The 16,109-nt window shown below is 71.4% G+C and carries 11 protein-coding genes; 7 read left to right on the forward strand and 4 right to left on the reverse strand.

All coding sequences use genetic code 11. The annotated features are described in order from the left end of the window. Positions 1-41 precede the first annotated feature (41 nt). Positions 42-1,076 (forward strand): class II fructose-bisphosphatase, encoded by a 1,035-nt coding sequence (glpX, locus tag ACIO92_RS28450; protein WP_366440096.1) that lies wholly within the window; start codon positions 42-44, stop codon positions 1,074-1,076. 156 nt (positions 1,077-1,232) lie between these two features. Here glpX and ACIO92_RS28455 read toward each other — a convergent pair whose 3' ends face one another. Both ACIO92_RS28455 and ACIO92_RS28460 read right to left on the reverse strand, forming a co-directional pair. After that, positions 1,233-1,604, reverse strand: a complete 372-nt coding sequence (locus tag ACIO92_RS28455; protein WP_351792731.1) for a WhiB family transcriptional regulator — start codon at positions 1,602-1,604, stop codon at positions 1,233-1,235. A 149-nt stretch (positions 1,605-1,753) separates the two neighbouring features. After that, entirely contained in the window at positions 1,754-2,470 is a 717-nt protein-coding gene (locus tag ACIO92_RS28460; protein ID WP_401240833.1) for a DUF1707 domain-containing protein, read from the reverse strand. Between the two features lie 478 nt (positions 2,471-2,948). On the opposite strand from ACIO92_RS28460, the gene ACIO92_RS28465 reads away from it, so the two are divergent. Next, the gene (locus tag ACIO92_RS28465) at positions 2,949-4,616 is read left to right on the forward strand and encodes a fumarate hydratase (protein ID WP_366440095.1); all 1,668 of its coding nucleotides are present in this window, start codon (positions 2,949-2,951) and stop codon (positions 4,614-4,616) included. 281 nt (positions 4,617-4,897) lie between these two features. Beyond that, positions 4,898-5,542: a lipoprotein gene (locus tag ACIO92_RS28470; RefSeq protein WP_366440094.1), complete on the forward strand. Its 645-nt coding sequence runs from the start codon at positions 4,898-4,900 to the stop codon at positions 5,540-5,542. Between the two features lie 206 nt (positions 5,543-5,748). Here ACIO92_RS28470 and ACIO92_RS28475 read toward each other — a convergent pair whose 3' ends face one another. Beyond that, positions 5,749-7,275, reverse strand: a complete 1,527-nt coding sequence (locus ACIO92_RS28475) for a ricin-type beta-trefoil lectin domain protein (RefSeq protein ID WP_366440093.1) — start codon at positions 7,273-7,275, stop codon at positions 5,749-5,751. A gap of 106 nt (positions 7,276-7,381) precedes the next feature. Here ACIO92_RS28475 and ACIO92_RS28480 point away from each other — a divergent pair, with 106 nt between their 5' ends. The 4 genes from ACIO92_RS28480 (at position 7,382) to ACIO92_RS28495 (ending at position 13,597) form a co-directional block, all read left to right on the forward strand. Beyond that, positions 7,382-8,791, forward strand: a complete 1,410-nt coding sequence (locus ACIO92_RS28480) for a class II fumarate hydratase (protein WP_401240825.1) — start codon at positions 7,382-7,384, stop codon at positions 8,789-8,791. 122 nt (positions 8,792-8,913) lie between these two features. Beyond that, the gene (locus ACIO92_RS28485; protein WP_366440091.1) at positions 8,914-9,579 is read left to right on the forward strand and encodes a DUF402 domain-containing protein; all 666 of its coding nucleotides are present in this window, start codon (positions 8,914-8,916) and stop codon (positions 9,577-9,579) included. A gap of 332 nt (positions 9,580-9,911) precedes the next feature. Then, the gene (locus tag ACIO92_RS28490; protein ID WP_366440090.1) at positions 9,912-11,840 is read left to right on the forward strand and encodes an ATP-binding SpoIIE family protein phosphatase; all 1,929 of its coding nucleotides are present in this window, start codon (positions 9,912-9,914) and stop codon (positions 11,838-11,840) included. Between the two features lie 314 nt (positions 11,841-12,154). After that, positions 12,155-13,597: a catalase gene (locus tag ACIO92_RS28495; RefSeq protein WP_402283303.1), complete on the forward strand. Its 1,443-nt coding sequence runs from the start codon at positions 12,155-12,157 to the stop codon at positions 13,595-13,597. A gap of 65 nt (positions 13,598-13,662) precedes the next feature. Here the strand turns inward: ACIO92_RS28495 and ACIO92_RS28500 are convergent, their stop codons facing one another. Then, entirely contained in the window at positions 13,663-15,873 is a 2,211-nt protein-coding gene (locus ACIO92_RS28500) for a transglycosylase domain-containing protein (RefSeq protein ID WP_402283305.1), read from the reverse strand. Positions 15,874-16,109: the final 236 nt, after the last annotated feature.

The following is a 16,109-nucleotide window of genomic DNA, read 5'->3' on the forward strand; positions in this document are numbered from 1 at the left end:
TCTTTTTTTCCGGCCGTCGCCGTACAGAAAGGTGCGTTCCGATGACCGAGCAGCAAAACCTGCCGCCCGAGCTCGTGGTCTCCCCGGAGGCCCCCGACCGCAACCTCGCCCTCGAACTGGTCCGTGTCACCGAAGCAGCCGCCATGGCCGCAGGCCGCTGGGTCGGCCGCGGCGACAAGATCGGCGCGGACGGCGCGGCGGTCAACGCCATGCGGACCCTGATCTCCACCGTCTCGATGAACGGCGTCGTCGTCATCGGCGAGGGCGAGAAGGACGAAGCCCCCATGCTCTTCAACGGCGAGCGGGTCGGCGACGGCACCGGCGCCGAGGTCGACATCGCCGTCGACCCGATCGACGGCACCACGCTCAACGCCAAGGGGATGCCGAACGCGATCGCCGTCCTGGCCGCCGCCGACCGCGGCACCATGTTCGACCCGTCCGCGGTCTTCTACATGGACAAGCTGGTCACCGGCCCCGAGGCCGCCGAGTTCGTCGACATCGACGCTCCCGTCTCGGTCAACATCCGCCGGGTCGCCAAGGCGAAGAACTCCTCGCCCGAGGACATCACGGTCGTCATCCTCGACCGCCCCCGCCACGAGGGCATCGTCAAGGAGATCCGCGAGACCGGCGCCCGGATCAAGTTCATCTCGGACGGCGACGTAGCCGGTTCGATCATGGCCGTCCGCGAGGGCACCGGCGTCGACATGCTCATGGGCATCGGCGGCACCCCCGAGGGCATCATCTCCGCCTGCGCCATCAAGTGCCTCGGTGGTGTGATCCAGGGCAAGCTGTGGCCGAAGGACGAGGCGGAGCGGCGGAAGGCGCTCGACGCGGGCCACGACCTGGACCGGGTGCTCTCCACCGACGACCTGGTCAGCGGCGAGAACGTGTTCTTCGTCGCGACCGGCATCACCGACGGCGAGCTGCTGCGCGGGGTCCGCTACCGCGCGGAGACCGCGACCACGCAGTCCCTCGTCATGCGCTCGAAGTCCGGCACGATCCGCCAGATCGACTCCACGCACCGGCTCTCGAAGCTGCGCGCGTACAGCAAGATCGACTTCGACCGGGCGAACTGACCGGGACGGTCCGGCCGGACGAACGGGTCCGGCGGACCGACCGGGAAGACAGCCGGACGGTACGAAGAGGGGCGCCCCCATGTGCGGTGGGGGCGCCCCTTCCCGTACGGGTCGGACGCCCTCGGACCGGGTTCGGGCCGGGTGCCGGTCCCGTCGTCAGCCCGCCTGTGCGATCCGCTCGCCCGCCGTGGCCTTCCGCATCTCCACCTCGCGGCGCCTGCGCCGGGCGAGGGCGACCCGGCGCTCGGCGGCCGTCAGCCCGCCCCACACCCCGTACGGCTCGGGCTGGAGCAGCGCGTGCTCCCGGCACTCGATCATCACGGGACAGCGTCCGCAGACCCGTTTGGCCGCAGCCTCGCGCGCCAGCCGCGCGGCGGTGGGTTCCTTGGAGGGAGCGAAGAAGAGTCCCGCCTCGTCCCGGCGGCAGGCCGCCTCACCGTGCCAGGGCCCGGCCTCGTCCTCCCGGGCAGGGGCGCGCTGTGGGGGGACGGCGGCGACCTGGAGGGGCTGATGCGGCAGTTGCAGCACGGTCTACTCCTGACGACGGCTTCGCGAGCGAGCGGCGATGCACCAGCCCTACCCGCTGTACGCGCGCCTATGCACCGCGTACCGCGCCGTTCCGCACTGCGGAGACCCGACGACGAATTCCGGTCACCCCGAAGGGGGCTCCCCGGCCGTCAGTCGAGGTGCTTGCGCAGCCGGTCCTGGAGATTGGTGATCCACTTGCCGCGCTTGGGTCTGGCCTCCACGTTCCCGAAGACCGAGTAGCCGTTGATGACGACGACGGGCGCCTGCGGATCGACGCCCTCCAGGGTCACGACCTCGAAGTTGCCGAAGATCCCGCTGCCGTTCCCGCGCAGGCTGATGTTCTCCGGGACGCGCACCTCCACGTTCCCGAAGATCGACGTGGCGTTGATGGTGGTCAGGCGCTGGGCGAAGATCGCCTCGGTCAGGTCGATCTCGATGTTCCCGAAGAGCGCGAACGCGTTCGTCCGGCGGCCCACCCGCCAGCGGCCCTTGCGGGTGGTGCTGGAGAAGATCGCGACGAGGTTGTCCGCCGGGCCCTCGGAGTCGTCCGGGCCGTACGCGAACGCGGGCTCGGACTCCTGGTGGGTACGGGCGCCGGGCAGATCGCGGACGATCGGCTCCAGCTCACCGACGGTCTTCGCCCGGTACACCGCGTCGATCCGGTCCGAGTGCTCCTCGGCGTCGAGGCGGCCCTCGGCCAGGGCGTCCCTGAGGATGTCCGCGATCCGGTCCCGGTCCGCGTCCGAGGCCCGCAGCGAGCCCGGCGGATCGGCGAAGACGGTCTCGGCCGGGGCGGTCTCGGCGGGCGAGACCGGGCGCTTCGGCTGCGGCTGCATGTCGGGGTCGGGCTTCTTTTCGAGGTCCACGGACCCAGCCTAGCGAAACGCGATAGATCGCGACCAGGGGGCGGGGCCGCCGCCTGTGGAAAACCCACCGCGCGCACCGCCGTTCGAAGCGCGAAGGCCGGCCCGGACGGCCCACGGGCCCGGCCACACGGAACCACCCGCCTCCCGCACCTCTCACGCCCCCTCCTCCACCTCCCCCACCTCCCCCACCTCCCCCACCTCTCGCACCCACCGCACCCACCGCACCCACCGCACCCACCGCACCCACCGCACCCACCGCACCCACCGCACCCAGAGCCGTACCAGACCCAGACCCCGACCCCGACCCCGACCTGCCCCGGCCCTGGGGCCCCGGCCCCGCCCTCGGCCGGCCGGAAAGGCCGGTGGACCCCAAGTGAGCCTTACCTCACAGGAACGCACCGCGGCCCGCGTTCTACGCTGGAGGGCGCACGGCCAACGGAGGCGGTGCGCCGTCTTTGCCGAGTGAGGAATGGCCCCCATGCCAGAGTTTGCGTACTCCGATCTGCTCCCCCTGGGAGAGGACACCACGCCCTACCGGCTGGTGACCTCCGAAGGCGTCTCCACCTTCGAGGCCGACGGCCGTACGTTCCTCAAGGTCGAGCCGGAGGCGCTGCGGACGCTCGCCGCCGAGGCGATCCACGACATCCAGCACTTCCTGCGCCCGGCGCACCTGGCGCAGCTGCGCCGGATCATCGACGACCCCGAGGCGTCCTCGAACGACAAGTTCGTCGCCCTCGACCTCCTGAAGAACGCGAACATCGCCGCCGCGGGTGTCCTGCCCATGTGCCAGGACACCGGCACCGCGATCGTGATGGGCAAGCGCGGCCAGAACGTGCTGACCTCGGGCCGCGACGAGGAGGCCCTGTCGAAGGGCGTCTACGACGCCTACACCAAGCTGAACCTGCGCTACTCGCAGATGGCCCCGGTGACCATGTGGGAGGAGAAGAACACCGGCTCGAACCTGCCCGCGCAGATCGAGCTGTACGCGACCGACGGCGGCGCGTACAAGTTCCTCTTCATGGCCAAGGGCGGCGGCTCCGCCAACAAGTCCTTCCTCTACCAGGAGACGAAGGCCGTCCTCAACGAGGCGAGCATGATGAAGTTCCTGGAGGAGAAGATCCGTTCGCTGGGCACCGCCGCCTGCCCGCCGTACCACCTGGCGATCGTCGTCGGCGGCACCAGCGCCGAGTTCGCGCTGAAGACCGCGAAGTACGCCTCCGCGCACTACCTGGACGAGCTGCCCACCGAGGGCTCGGCCGAGACCGGCCACGGCTTCCGCGACAAGGAGCTGGAGGAGAAGGTCTTCGAGCTGACGCAGCGGATCGGCATCGGCGCGCAGTTCGGCGGCAAGTACTTCTGCCACGACGTCCGCGTGGTGCGCCTGCCCCGGCACGGCGCCTCGCTGCCCGTCGCCATCGCGGTGTCCTGCTCGGCCGACCGTCAGGCCCTCGCGAAGATCACCGCCGAGGGCGTCTTCCTGGAGCGGCTGGAGACGGACCCGGCGCGCTTCCTGCCGGAGACCGAGGACTCCCACCTGGAGGCGGGCGAGGTCGTCACGATCGACCTCAACCAGCCGATGGACGACATCCTCGCCGAGCTGACCAAGTACCCGGTCAAGACGCGCCTCTCCCTCAACGGACCGCTGGTCGTGGCCCGCGACATCGCGCACGCCAAGATCAAGGAGCGGCTCGACGCGGGCGAGGAGATGCCGCAGTACCTGAAGGACCACCCGGTGTACTACGCGGGCCCGGCGAAGACCCCCGAGGGGTACGCCTCCGGTTCGTTCGGGCCGACGACGGCGGGCCGGATGGACTCCTACGTGGAGCAGTTCCAGGCGGCGGGCGGCTCGAAGGTCATGCTGGCCAAGGGCAACCGCTCGCAGCAGGTCACCGACGCGTGCGGCAGCCACGGCGGCTTCTACCTGGGCTCCATCGGCGGCCCCGCGGCCCGGCTCGCCCAGGACTGCATCAAGAAGGTCGAGGTCGTCGAGTACGAGGAGCTCGGCATGGAGGCGGTCTGGCGGATCGAGGTCGAGGACTTCCCGGCGTTCATCGTGGTGGACGACAAGGGCAACGACTTCTTCCAGAACCCGGCCCCGGAGCCGACGTTCACCCACATCCCGGTCCGCGGCCCGGGTCTCGGCTGACCGTCACCGCCTTCCGCGACGGCGGGACGGACGCCCCTCGGTCCCACGGGACGGAGGGGCGTCCGTCGTGTGGGCGCTCGCCGCGCGGAGGGCTCCGCGGTGCGGTCCGGCCACCCGGCGGCGGACCTTCGAACTCCCGGACCACGACGGGAAGCCGTCCTGGCCGAGGACGGTTCCGGGGATGGCCGGGGGCGGTACCGAGGACGGTTCCGGGGGCGGCCGGGGGACGGTTCCGGGGGCGGCCGGGGGGCGGTTCTCCGGCCGTGACTAGCCTGGCGCGCATGACACTTCCCACCCGGACCGTCCCCGTCCTCGCCGTGCTCCTCGCGGGGGTGCTGCTCACCGGCTGCGGCGGCCCGGAGCCCATCGCCGGGGCCACCCCGGGGCCCCGCCCCACGCCCTCCTCCACGCCGTCCGGCGCGAGTGCCGTCGCACGGGTCGGGGCCGACGGCAGCGCCTGCCCGCTGCCCGTGAGCTTCGGGATCGCCGCCGGGTGGAAGCCCCGGGCCGTCGAGGCGCCCGAGGACCCGGACCTCGCCGAGCTGCTCCGCCAGGGGCCCGCCGAGATGGTCTGCGAGATCGACGCGAAGCCCGCCGGGAACATCGGCTTCCTACGGGTCTGGACGGTGCGCGGCGGGAACCCCGCGTCCGCGATCGAAGGCTTCGTCAAGGCCGGGGAGCAGCCCTACGGGATCGCCCTCCGGGAGACCACGGCCGGGACGGGGGCGGGGTCCGTGCTCGCCGCGGAGGTGCTGTACACCGTCCTCGACGAGCTCACCCAGGAGTCGAAGAAGGAGCGGGCGTTCGCCGTCACCGCGCCGGGCGGCACGGTGATCGTGCACCTCGGCGGGTTCGACACGGCGGAGCACCAGGCGATGCTCCCGGCGTACGAACTGGCCCGTACGAGCCTGAGGACGGCCCCCTGAGCCCTACGGGGCCGACCGGCCTTCCCGAGGCCTCCGTGGGACGGACCCAACCCTCCCGCGAGGCCCCGGGGCCCGGACGCGCCGTGGCCCCCCCCCCCCCCCGGTGAGGGGGCGGGGGCCACGGCGTCCGCCGGAATCACACGGACTCCTGACTCGCGGAACCCTCTCGGGTCACACGGACTCCCGGTCCGCGGAGCCCGCTCGGATCACACGAACTTCTGGTTCGCGGAACCGTCGCAGTTCTGGAGGCGGACCGGCTGCTTCGCGGCGCTCTGGGTGAGGCAGAGGCCGGTCGCGGAGGCGGGACGGATCGTGGCGCCGTCACGCACGAACTTCTGGTTGGCCGCGCCGCTGCAGTTCCAGATGATGAGCGCCTTGCCCGTCTGGTAGACGGCTCCCGGCACGTCCAGGCAGCGGTCCTGGGTCAGCTGGGTGTGGACGGTGCTCCGGGCGGAGTCGTACCACCAGCCCTGGTTGCGCCCGCCGTGGCAGTCCCAGCCGAGGACGGCGGTGCTGTTGGCCGAGGAGGAGGAGTCGACGTCGAGGCAGTTGCCCGTCGCCTGGTTCCTCAGCGGCTGGTAGACGTCGTCCCAGGCGAGCGGGAAGAGCGTCGGGGTCCCGGAGGAGTTGACGTCGGCGCAGCTCGCCTCGCGGGCACCCGAGCCGTAGATCTGGGTGAGGCAGGACGCGAAGGCCGCGTGGCCGCGCGCGTTGGGGTGGAAGGACTGCCGGACCGAGTTCTCGTCCGGGGTGCCCGGCTTGGAGAGGTCGATGTAGAGGCCGCGCGCCCAGGTGTCCTCCATGCAGACCTCGTGGCCGTGGAAGAGGCGCGAGTTGTCGAGGTAGACGGCTCCGGTGGAGGCGGCCACCGCGCGCATCCCCCGCTCGAAGGCGGGTACGGCGGTGTTGCGGCCCCAGACGGTGTCGGAGTCGTAGCCGAGGCCGCCGCAGATCAGCTTGCCGGGGAAGTCGGGGTTGTCCTTGAAGTCGGGGCCGATCGGGCTGGGGTAGCCCATGACGACGAGCTTGTAGTCGCCGTCGGCGTACCCGGCGTCGCGCATGACGGTCTTGAGGTCCCGGACGGTCTGTTCGACCTTGGGCACGAGCGCGTCGACGCGCGCCTGCCAGCCGGAGGCGTACTTGGGTTCGCAGGCGCCCTGGCTGAGCAGGTAGCGGGTGACGCAGTCGGTCATGACGGGACCGAACTGGAGGTCGTCGTTGGCTCCGGCGACGAGCAGGACCATCTTGATCCGGGTGTTGCGGGCCTTGATCGCGAGGCTGTCGCTCTGGACCAGTTCGTCGGCGTACTGCTTGGAGCCGCCGATGCGGATGTTGCCGGTGTACGCGCCGGAGCAGGCCACGTTGAACGTGAGGTCGGCGGGGATGCCGGTGCGGTGGATGGCCGCGTCGGGCGAACGGTGGCACCAGTTGGTCGGGCCGTTCGTGGGGGATTCGTAGCTGCCGACGCCCTCGCCGGAGATCTCGCTGTCCCCGAGGGAGATCAGGCCGGTCTTGCGCTGCGCGAGCGGGCGCTCGGCCGGGTCGCCGTAGATCCTGGTGGCCTCGGCGGCGCGGATCGCCTCCAGATCGGGCGGGAGGGGTGCGACGGTGACCGCGGAAGTGCCGGTTCCCGTCGCCGCGGCGGGGCTCGCCGCGGTCATGGAGCCGAGGGCCGCCGCCGCTGCGGCGACGACGGCGATGGGCCAGCGGAGTCTGTACCTGGTGCGCCTCATTGCGCCTCCTGGAAGTGGGGTTACCCACGGTTTTTACTGGCCGGTACGCCCGATGGGAATACATGGAACAAGACAAGTGCTCATCTTTTCTGGGAGGTTGAGAGACATGACCGAGAACGACCAGGCCGAGAACTACCGGACCGAGCACGACTCGATGGGAGAGGTGCGGGTGCCCGCGCACGCGAAGTGGCGGGCCCAGACCCAGCGGGCGGTGGAGAACTTCCCCGTCTCCGGCCAGCGGCTCGAACGCGCCCACATCGAGGCGCTGGCCCGGATCAAGGCCGCCGCCGCCCGGGTCAACGCCGACCTCGGGGTGATCGACCGGGACCGCGCCGACGCCATCGCCTCGGCCGCCGCGGAGGTCGCCGGGGGGCGCTGGGACGAGCACTTCCCCGTGGACGTCTTCCAGACCGGCTCGGGCACCTCGTCGAACATGAACGCCAACGAGGTCATCGCCACCCTCGCCACCGAGCGGCTGCCGGAGGGGCGCGAGGTGCACCCCAACGACCACGTGAACGCCTCCCAGTCGTCCAACGACGTCTTCCCCTCCTCCATCCACATCGCGGCCACCGCCGCCGTCACCGGCGACCTGATCCCCGCCCTGGACCATCTGGCCACCGCGCTGGAGCGAAAATCAGCCGAATTCGCGACGGTGGTGAAGTCCGGCCGCACACATCTGATGGACGCCACGCCGGTCACCCTCGGCCAGGAGTTCGGCGGTTACGCGGCGCAGGTCCGGTACGGCGTCGAACGACTGCGCGCCGCGCTCCCCCGGCTCGCCGAACTCCCGCTCGGCGGTACGGCGGTGGGCACCGGCATCAACACCCCGCCCGGCTTCTCCGCCGCCGTCATCGCGGAGGTCGCCCGCGCGACCGGACTGCCGCTGACCGAGGCCCGCGACCACTTCGAGGCGCAGGGGGCCCGCGACGCGCTGGTGGAGACGTCCGGGCAGCTCCGTACGGTCGCGGTCTCGCTCACCAAGATCGCCAACGATCTGCGCTGGATGGCCAGCGGACCCCGTACCGGACTCGCCGAGATCAACCTCCCCGACCTCCAGCCGGGCTCCTCGATCATGCCGGGCAAGGTCAACCCGGTGATCCCCGAGGCCGTCCTCATGGTGGCCGCGCAGGTGACCGGAAACGACACCACGGTGGCGGTGGCGGGAGCGGCGGGGAACTTCGAGCTCAACGTCATGCTGCCGGTGATGGCGAAGAACCTCCTGGAGTCCGTGCGCCTGCTGTCCCGGGTGTCGCGGCTGCTCGCCGACCGCACGGTGGACGGGATCACGGCCAACGTCGAACGGGCGCGGGAGTACGCCGAGTCCTCGCCGTCCGTGGTCACCCCGCTGAACAAGTACCTCGGCTACGAGGAGGCGGCCAGGATCGCGAAGAGGTCCCTGGCCGAGCGGAAGACCATCCGCCAGGTGGTGATCGAGTCCGGCCACGTGGAGCGCGGCGACCTCACGGTCGAGCAGCTCGACGAGGCGCTGGACGTGCTGCGCATGACCCGGCCGTGAACCCGGACGTGCGGGCCCGCGCTCACCGAACGCAAGTGACCAGTGGGTAGGGGCAGGCCGGTAGCAGCCCCTTCGTGATCTGTACCGCAGCGGTCGTGGGAGCTCACCCCTAAGATCTGCGCATGACAGGATCGGACGGCTCCCAGCACTGGGCGCCGGGGGATCACATCCTCTGGCGCTATCGCGGCAACGGCACCGGAGCGGTGCACATCTGCCGACCGGTGACGGTCGTGCGCGACACGCCCGGACTGCTCGCGGTCTGGATGGCACCCGGCACCGAGTGCGTCCGGCCGGTGCTCACGGACGGGACCTCCGTCCACGACGAGCCGCTCGCCACCCGCTACACCGCCGCCCGCACCACGGAGCGCGCGCGCTGGTCGGGCAGCGGGGTGCTGAAACTGGCCCGGCCCGGCGAGCCGTGGTCGGTGTGGCTGTTCTGGGACCGCGGCTGGCGGTTCCGCAGCTGGTACGTGAACCTGGAGGAGCCGCAGGTCCGGTGGGCCGGCGGGGTCGACTCCGAAGACCACTTCCTGGACATCTCCGTCTATCCGGACCGCAGCTGGCTGTGGCGGGACGAGGACGAGTTCGCGCAGGCCCAGCGGTCCGGACTGATGGGTCCCGAGCAGGCCGGGCGGGTGCGGACCGCCGGGCAGCTCGCGGTGGACCGGATCAACTCCTGGGGCGCGCCGTTCGCCGACGGCTGGGAGGACTGGCGGCCCGATCCGGAGTGGAAAGTTCCACAGTTGCCGGCCGACTGGGACCGCACACCGGCGCACACGGCACCGTGAGACCCTTGATGCGCCCCCGGGGTTCAAACGTAGGATCGTCCTCCGCACGGCGGAGGCGGATCCGACGGCACTCCGGACCGGCTTGACGGCGCGTCGGACCGGACCGACGGCACGTCAAGGTTCCACCGCAGCGCAGGACCTGACCAGAAGTCACCCATGAGGGGGAGAGCAGTGCCGGACGTGTGCCCGGGTGTTCCCACCCCTGCCGTTGCCGCCGCTCGCGGAGCGTCCACATCCACCGCCCAACAGGGGTTTAGTCCCGCTGAAGGCGCGGCATCGGCGAGAAGAGCGAGTGCATCGCACCACCGGCCCGGACGGACGGAACCCCACGCGTGACGGAGCATCCCACCTCCCACGAAGGCCGGCAGCCCCTGGCAGCCCGGCCGCAGGAACACGCGCGCCCCCGCCAGGAGGCGCCGGTCGGCCTGCCCTCCGACGCGCCCGCCCCCTCGGGCGGACCAGCGGTCCCGGCGCCCGCCCCCATCCCCTCGGCGGACGCCCCGCCGCCTCCCCCGGCACCCGGCGCGGTCGCCGTCGCCGTGTCGCCGCAGCCGCCCGGCGGCGCCACCACCATGCGGCGCGAGGGCGAGCGGCTGCGGTTCGTCGGGGCGGCGACCCGGCGCATCGCGCGCGGCATCGACCTGGACGAGATCGTCCTGGGCCTCTGCCGGGCGACCGTGCCGACCTTCTCCGACGAGATCCTCGTCTACCTCCGCGATCCGCTGCCGGTGGGCGACGAACGCCCGGTGGCACCGTTCGTGCTGCGGCTGCGCCGCACCGACCGGCTGCGGCTGAGCGACCTGGAGGGCGAGGAACTGGTCCTCGTACCCGATCCCGACCCGACCCCCGCGGCCGAACTCTGCGAGGTACGGGCCGGCGGGGCGCTGGCCGAGGTGCTGCGCGGAGTGCGGCCGGTCTTCGGCGACTCCGCCGCCGCGAAGGCGGCCCTGACGGAGCTGCTCGGGGTCGAGCACCCGCTGCCCGGCGGGCTGCGGGCGGTCCTGGCGCCGCTGCGCGGCAGACGCCGGGTGATCGGCGCGGCCGTCTTCATGCGCCGCGCCGAGCGGGCCGGTTTCGAACCGAACGACCTGCTGGTGGCCGCGCAGCTGGCCACGCACACCGCGCTCGGCATCGACAAGGCGGTGCTGTACGGGCGCGAGGCGTACATCGCGGACGAGCTCCAGCGGACGATGCTGCCGGACTCGCTGCCGCAGCCGACCGGCGTCAAGCTCGCCTCGCGCTACCTCCCGGCGGCCGAGACGGCCCGGGTGGGCGGTGACTGGTACGACGCGATCCCGCTGCCCGGCAGCCGGGTCGCGCTGGTCGTCGGCGACGTCATGGGCCACTCGATGACCTCGGCGGCGATCATGGGCCAGCTGCGCACCACCGCGCAGACCCTCGCCGGGCTCGACCTGCCGCCGCAGGAGGTCCTGCACCATCTGGACGAGCAGGCGCAGCGGCTCGGCGAGAACCGGATGGCCACCTGTATGTACGCGGTCTACGACCCGGTCTCGCACCGGATCACGGTCGCGAACGCGGGCCACCCGCCGCCGATACTGCTCCATCTGGGTGGTCGTGCCGAAGTGCTGCGCGTTCCGCCCGGTGCCCCGATCGGGGTCGGTGGGGTGGACTTCGAGGCGGTCGAGCTGGACGCCCCCGCGGGAGCCACGCTGCTGCTGTACACGGACGGTCTGGTCGAGTCCCGGCTGCGGGACGTGTGGACCGGGATCGAGCAGCTGCGGGAGCGGCTGGCGGCGACCGCGCAGCTGACGGGTCCCGACCACTCGCCGCCGCTCGAAGCGCTCTGCGACGACATCCTGGACATGCTGGGTCCTGGTGACCGGGACGACGACATCGCGCTGCTCGCGGCCCGTTTCGACGGGATCGCGCCCAGCGACGTGGCGTACTGGTTCCTGGAACCGGAGGACGCGGCGCCGGGCCGGGCCCGCCGTCTGGCCCGGCGGGCGCTCATCCGCTGGGGCCTCGAGGAGCTGACGGACTCGGTCGAGCTGCTGATCAGCGAGGTCGTGACGAACGCGGTGCGGTACGCGGAGCGGCCGGTGACCCTGCGGCTGCTGCGGACGGACGTGCTGCGCTGCGAGGTCGGCGACGACTCGCCGCAGCTGCCCCGGCAGCGGCGCGCCCGGGACACCGACGAGGGCGGGCGCGGCCTGTTCCTGGTGAACCGGCTGGCCCGGCGCTGGGGAGCGACCCGGCTGTCGAGCGGCAAGGTGGTCTGGTTCGAACTCGCGACCCCCTGAGGCCCGGGAGAACGGAACGGAGAACGGTGTCGGCGCGCGTCCCGGATGCGGGGCGCGCGCCGCCGTGTGTCCCGCCGGACCGGGGCCCCGCCCGTACCGCCCGGCGCTTCCCGTACGCGCACCCGGCCCCTTCCCTCGCGTGTGTCGGGCCGTCTTCCCGTACGCGCGCCCGGTCGGCCTCCCGTACGCGTACCCGGATCACCCTCCCGTACGCACGTGCGGGCCAGCGGTTGCCGATCTTCCGTCGGCGGAGTTGACTTCGGTGGTGGACGCAGCGGCCCGACCCCTGACCCCCCACCGACGGGAAGACGCTCGTGACCTACACGACGAACAACGCCGGGAATCCGATCGAGAGCGACGAGCATTCGCTGACGGTCGGCCCCGACGGCCCGGTCCTGCTCCAGGACCACTACCTGATCGAGAAGATGGCCCAGTTCAACCGGGAACGGGTCCCGGAGCGCGTGGTGCACGCCAAGGGCTCCGGCGCGTACGGCTTCTTCGAAGTGACGCAGGACGTCAGCCAGTTCACCCGGGCGGTGCTCTTCCAGCCGGGTGCGCGCACGGAGATGCTGGCCCGGTTCTCCACGGTGGCGGGCGAGCAGGGCTCCCCTGACACCTGGCGGGACCCGCGCGGTTTCGCCCTGAAGTTCTACACCGACCAGGGCACGTACGACCTGGTCGGCAACAACACGCCGGTCTTCTTCGTGCGGGACGCCACCAAGTTCCAGGACTTCATCCGCTCGCAGAAGCGGCATCCGGTGACGGGGCTGCGCGACCACGACATGCAGTGGGACTTCTGGACGCTCTCGCCGGAGACCGCGCACCAGGTGACGTGGCTGATGGGCGACCGGGGCATCCCGAAGTCGTACCGGTACATGAACGGCTACGGCTCGCACACCTATCTGTGGATCAACGCCGGTGGTGAACGCTTCTGGGTGAAGTACCACTTCCTGACGGACCAGGGCGTCGACTTCCTGCCGCAGGCGGAGGCGGACGCGCTGGCCGGTACGGACGGGGACGTGCACCGCCGGGACCTGCACGAGTCGATCGCGTCCGGGAACGCTCCCTCGTGGACGCTCAAGGTGCAGGTGATGCCGTTCGAGGCGGCGGCGGACTACCGCTTCAACCCGTTCGACCTGACCAAGGTGTGGCCGCACGGCGACTTCCCGCTGATCGAGGTCGGCCGGATGACGCTGAACAGGAACCCCGAGGACTACTTCGTCCACATCGAGCAGGCGGCCTTCGAGCCCTCGAACCTGGTGCCGGGGATCGGCCCCTCGCCGGACAAGATGCTGCTCGGCCGCCTCTTCTCGTACCCGGACGCCCACCGGTACCGGATCGGCCCGAACTACGCGCAGCTGCCGCCGAACCGGCCGCACGCGCCGGTCCACTCGTACGCGAAGGACGGGGCCATGCGGTACGAGGCCTCGACGACCGCCCGGCCGTACGCGCCGAACTCGTACGGCGGTCCCTCGGCCGACTACGGGCGCTTCGGCGAGCCCGCGAGCTGGGCGGCGGCGGGCGAGCTGGTGCGGGAGGCGTACACGCTCCACGCGGAGGACGACGACTGGGGGCAGCCGGGCACCCTGGTCCGTGAGGTCCTCGACGACGCGGCCCGCGACCGGCTGGTGTCGAACATCGCCGGACACCTCCGAGCGGGGGTGAGCGCCCCGGTCCTGGAGCGGGCGGTGGGCTACTGGCGGAACGTGGACCGGGCCCTCGGCGACCGGGTGGCCAAGGAGGTCGGCGTCGGCTGACCCGGCGCCACGGCCGTACGCCCGAGGGCCGGACCCCTGATCGGGGTCCGGCCCTCGGCGTGCCGTCACTGTCCTGGGCGGGTACCGCTCTGCTCGCCGCCGCCTCCGCCGTCCGGCGGACCGGTCGTGGGCGGCGGGGAGGTCGGTTCCTCGGTCGCCGGGGGCTCGGTGGTCGGCGGGGGCGTGGTCTCCGGGGTCGTCGGCCGGGTCGGCGGGACGGTGGTGGGAGCCGTCGTCGGCGGGGTCGTGGTGTGCGGCGACGCGGTGGTCGGGGCCTCCGTGGGCTCCTCGGGAGCCCGGGTGGTGAGGGAGGGGTCCGGGTCGGGCTCGACCGGGGCCGAGCCGTCGGTCTCCAGGTCGAAGGTGGCGTCGGAGCCGCCGCCGAGGGCGCCGGTGGTGTAGGCGCCCCAGATCTCGGCGGGCGTACGGCCACCGTTGGCGCGGCCCGGGTTGATGGTGTCGGTGAGGGTGACCTGGTTGCCCTTGGTGTCCTCGCCGAAGAGGCCGACGGCGGTGACCAGCTCGGGGGTGTAGCCGACGAACCAGGCGGAACGGTTGTTCTCGGAGGTGCCGGTCTTGCCCGCGGCCTGGTAGTCACCGGCGGCGCGGAGGCCGGAACCGTTCTCCACCACACCGGTCATGCCCTTGGTGACGGTGTCGGCGGCCTCGCGGCTGATGACCTGCTCGCCGATGGCGGGGGCGGGGGTGACCGTGCGGTCCCGGTGGGCGGCGGACTTCACCAGGGTCGGGGTGACCTTCACGCCGTGGTTGTCGAGGGTGGCGTAGACCCCGGCCATGTCGAGGGTGGAGGCGCCCATGGTGCCGAGGGACATGGCGGGCGTCTGGCCGAAGTCCTGGCCGTCCTTCATGCCGAGGGCGAGGGCGGTCTTCTTGGTCTTCGAGGGGCTGACGTCCACGATCATCTGGGCGAAGACCGAGTTGATCGAGCTGTTGGTGGCCTTCTGCACGGTGACGGGGCCGTAGCTGCGGTTGTCCTCGTTCTCCGGGGAGAAGGGGATGGTGCTGCCGACGACCGGGCGCTTGCTGGTGCCGTCGTAGACGGTGCCGAGGCCGATCTTCCGGCCGTCCTGGGTGGTGGCGCCGTTGTCGATGGCGGAGGCGAGGACGATCGGCTTGAACGTCGAGGCGGGCTGGTAGTCGCGGCGGGTGGCGTTGGAGAGCCAGTGCTCGGTGGCGCCGACGCCGCCGTACATCGCGACGACCGCGCCGGTCTTCGGGTCCACGGAGGTGGCGCCCGCCTGCACGGTGGCGTCCTTCTTGTCGCCCTCGCGGTCGAGCTTGGCCTCCAGCTCGTCGTTCACCGCCTTGACGAGCGCCTTCTGCTTCTTCTCGTCGATGTTGAGGGTGATCGTCCAGCCGCCGGCCTTGATGTCCTCCTCGCTGACGCCCTGGCGCATCAGCTCCTGGTTGGCGGCCTCGACGATGTAGCCGGTCTGGCCCTCCATGCCGGGGGCGGGCCGGGGCTTCTGCGGGACCGGGAACTTCATCCCGGCGCGCTCGTCGGCGGGGAGCCAGCCCTCGCCGACCATGTTGTCGAGGACGTAGTTCCAGCGCTGCTCGACGAGCTTGCGGCCGGTGGTGCTGGCGGAGGTCCAGTCGTACTGGTTGGGCGCCTGGAGCAGCGAGGCGAGGTAGGCGCCCTGGGCGGTGGTGAGCTGGGTGGCGTCGACGCCGTAGTACGAGCGGGCGGCGGCCTGGATGCCGTAGGCGCTGCGCCCGTAGAAGCTGGTGTTCATGTACCCGGCGAGGATGTCGCTCTTGTCGGTCTCCTGGTCGACCTTGAGGGCGATGACCATTTCCTTGAGCTTGCGGGTCGCCGTCTGGTCCTGGCTCAGGTAGTAGTTCTTGACGTACTGCTGGGTGATCGTCGAGCCGCCCTGCTTGCCCTTGCCGGTGATGGTCGACCAGGCGGCGCGGGTGGTGCCCTTGATGTCGATGCCGTTGTCCTGGTAGAAGCTCTTGTTCTCGGCGGCGACGAAGGCCTTCTGGACCTTGTCGGGGATCTTCTCCAGGCCGACGATCTCGCGGTTTATCTTGCCGGTGCGGGCGAAGATCTTGCCGTCGGCGTACTTGTAGATGTTGCTCTGCATGGTCGCCTCGGCGTTGGCCTTCGGCACCGGGACCATGAGGTAGACGACGTACAGGGCACCCATGGCGAGCAGGCAGAAGACGAAGAAGGTGCCCAGGAGCTTCTTCCAGGAGAAGAGACGGCGCAGTCCGCGTTTCTTCGCCTTGCTCTTGTCAGGTCCGCCCATGTGTCCTGTCGCTCCGCTCGTCGTGTGTACCGGCACCCCGGTCCCCGTCCCGCCCGCTCCGGGCGCGCTCAGCTAGCCAGCTAACACCGGCGACGCGGACAAAGAACAACCGATCACGCCTTTTCAGGACGTGAGAATCAGCACCCATGTCCAGAGGAACCGACGTGCGGGCGCGCCGGATGGTTGCCTGAAGACCGCATTCCGTTTGTCCGGAGGGTCTATACATACGGCGTATA

Origin of the sequence: Streptomyces sp. NPDC087215, assembly GCF_044744885.1 — a bacterium.
Lineage (GTDB): Bacteria > Actinomycetota > Actinomycetes > Streptomycetales > Streptomycetaceae > Streptomyces.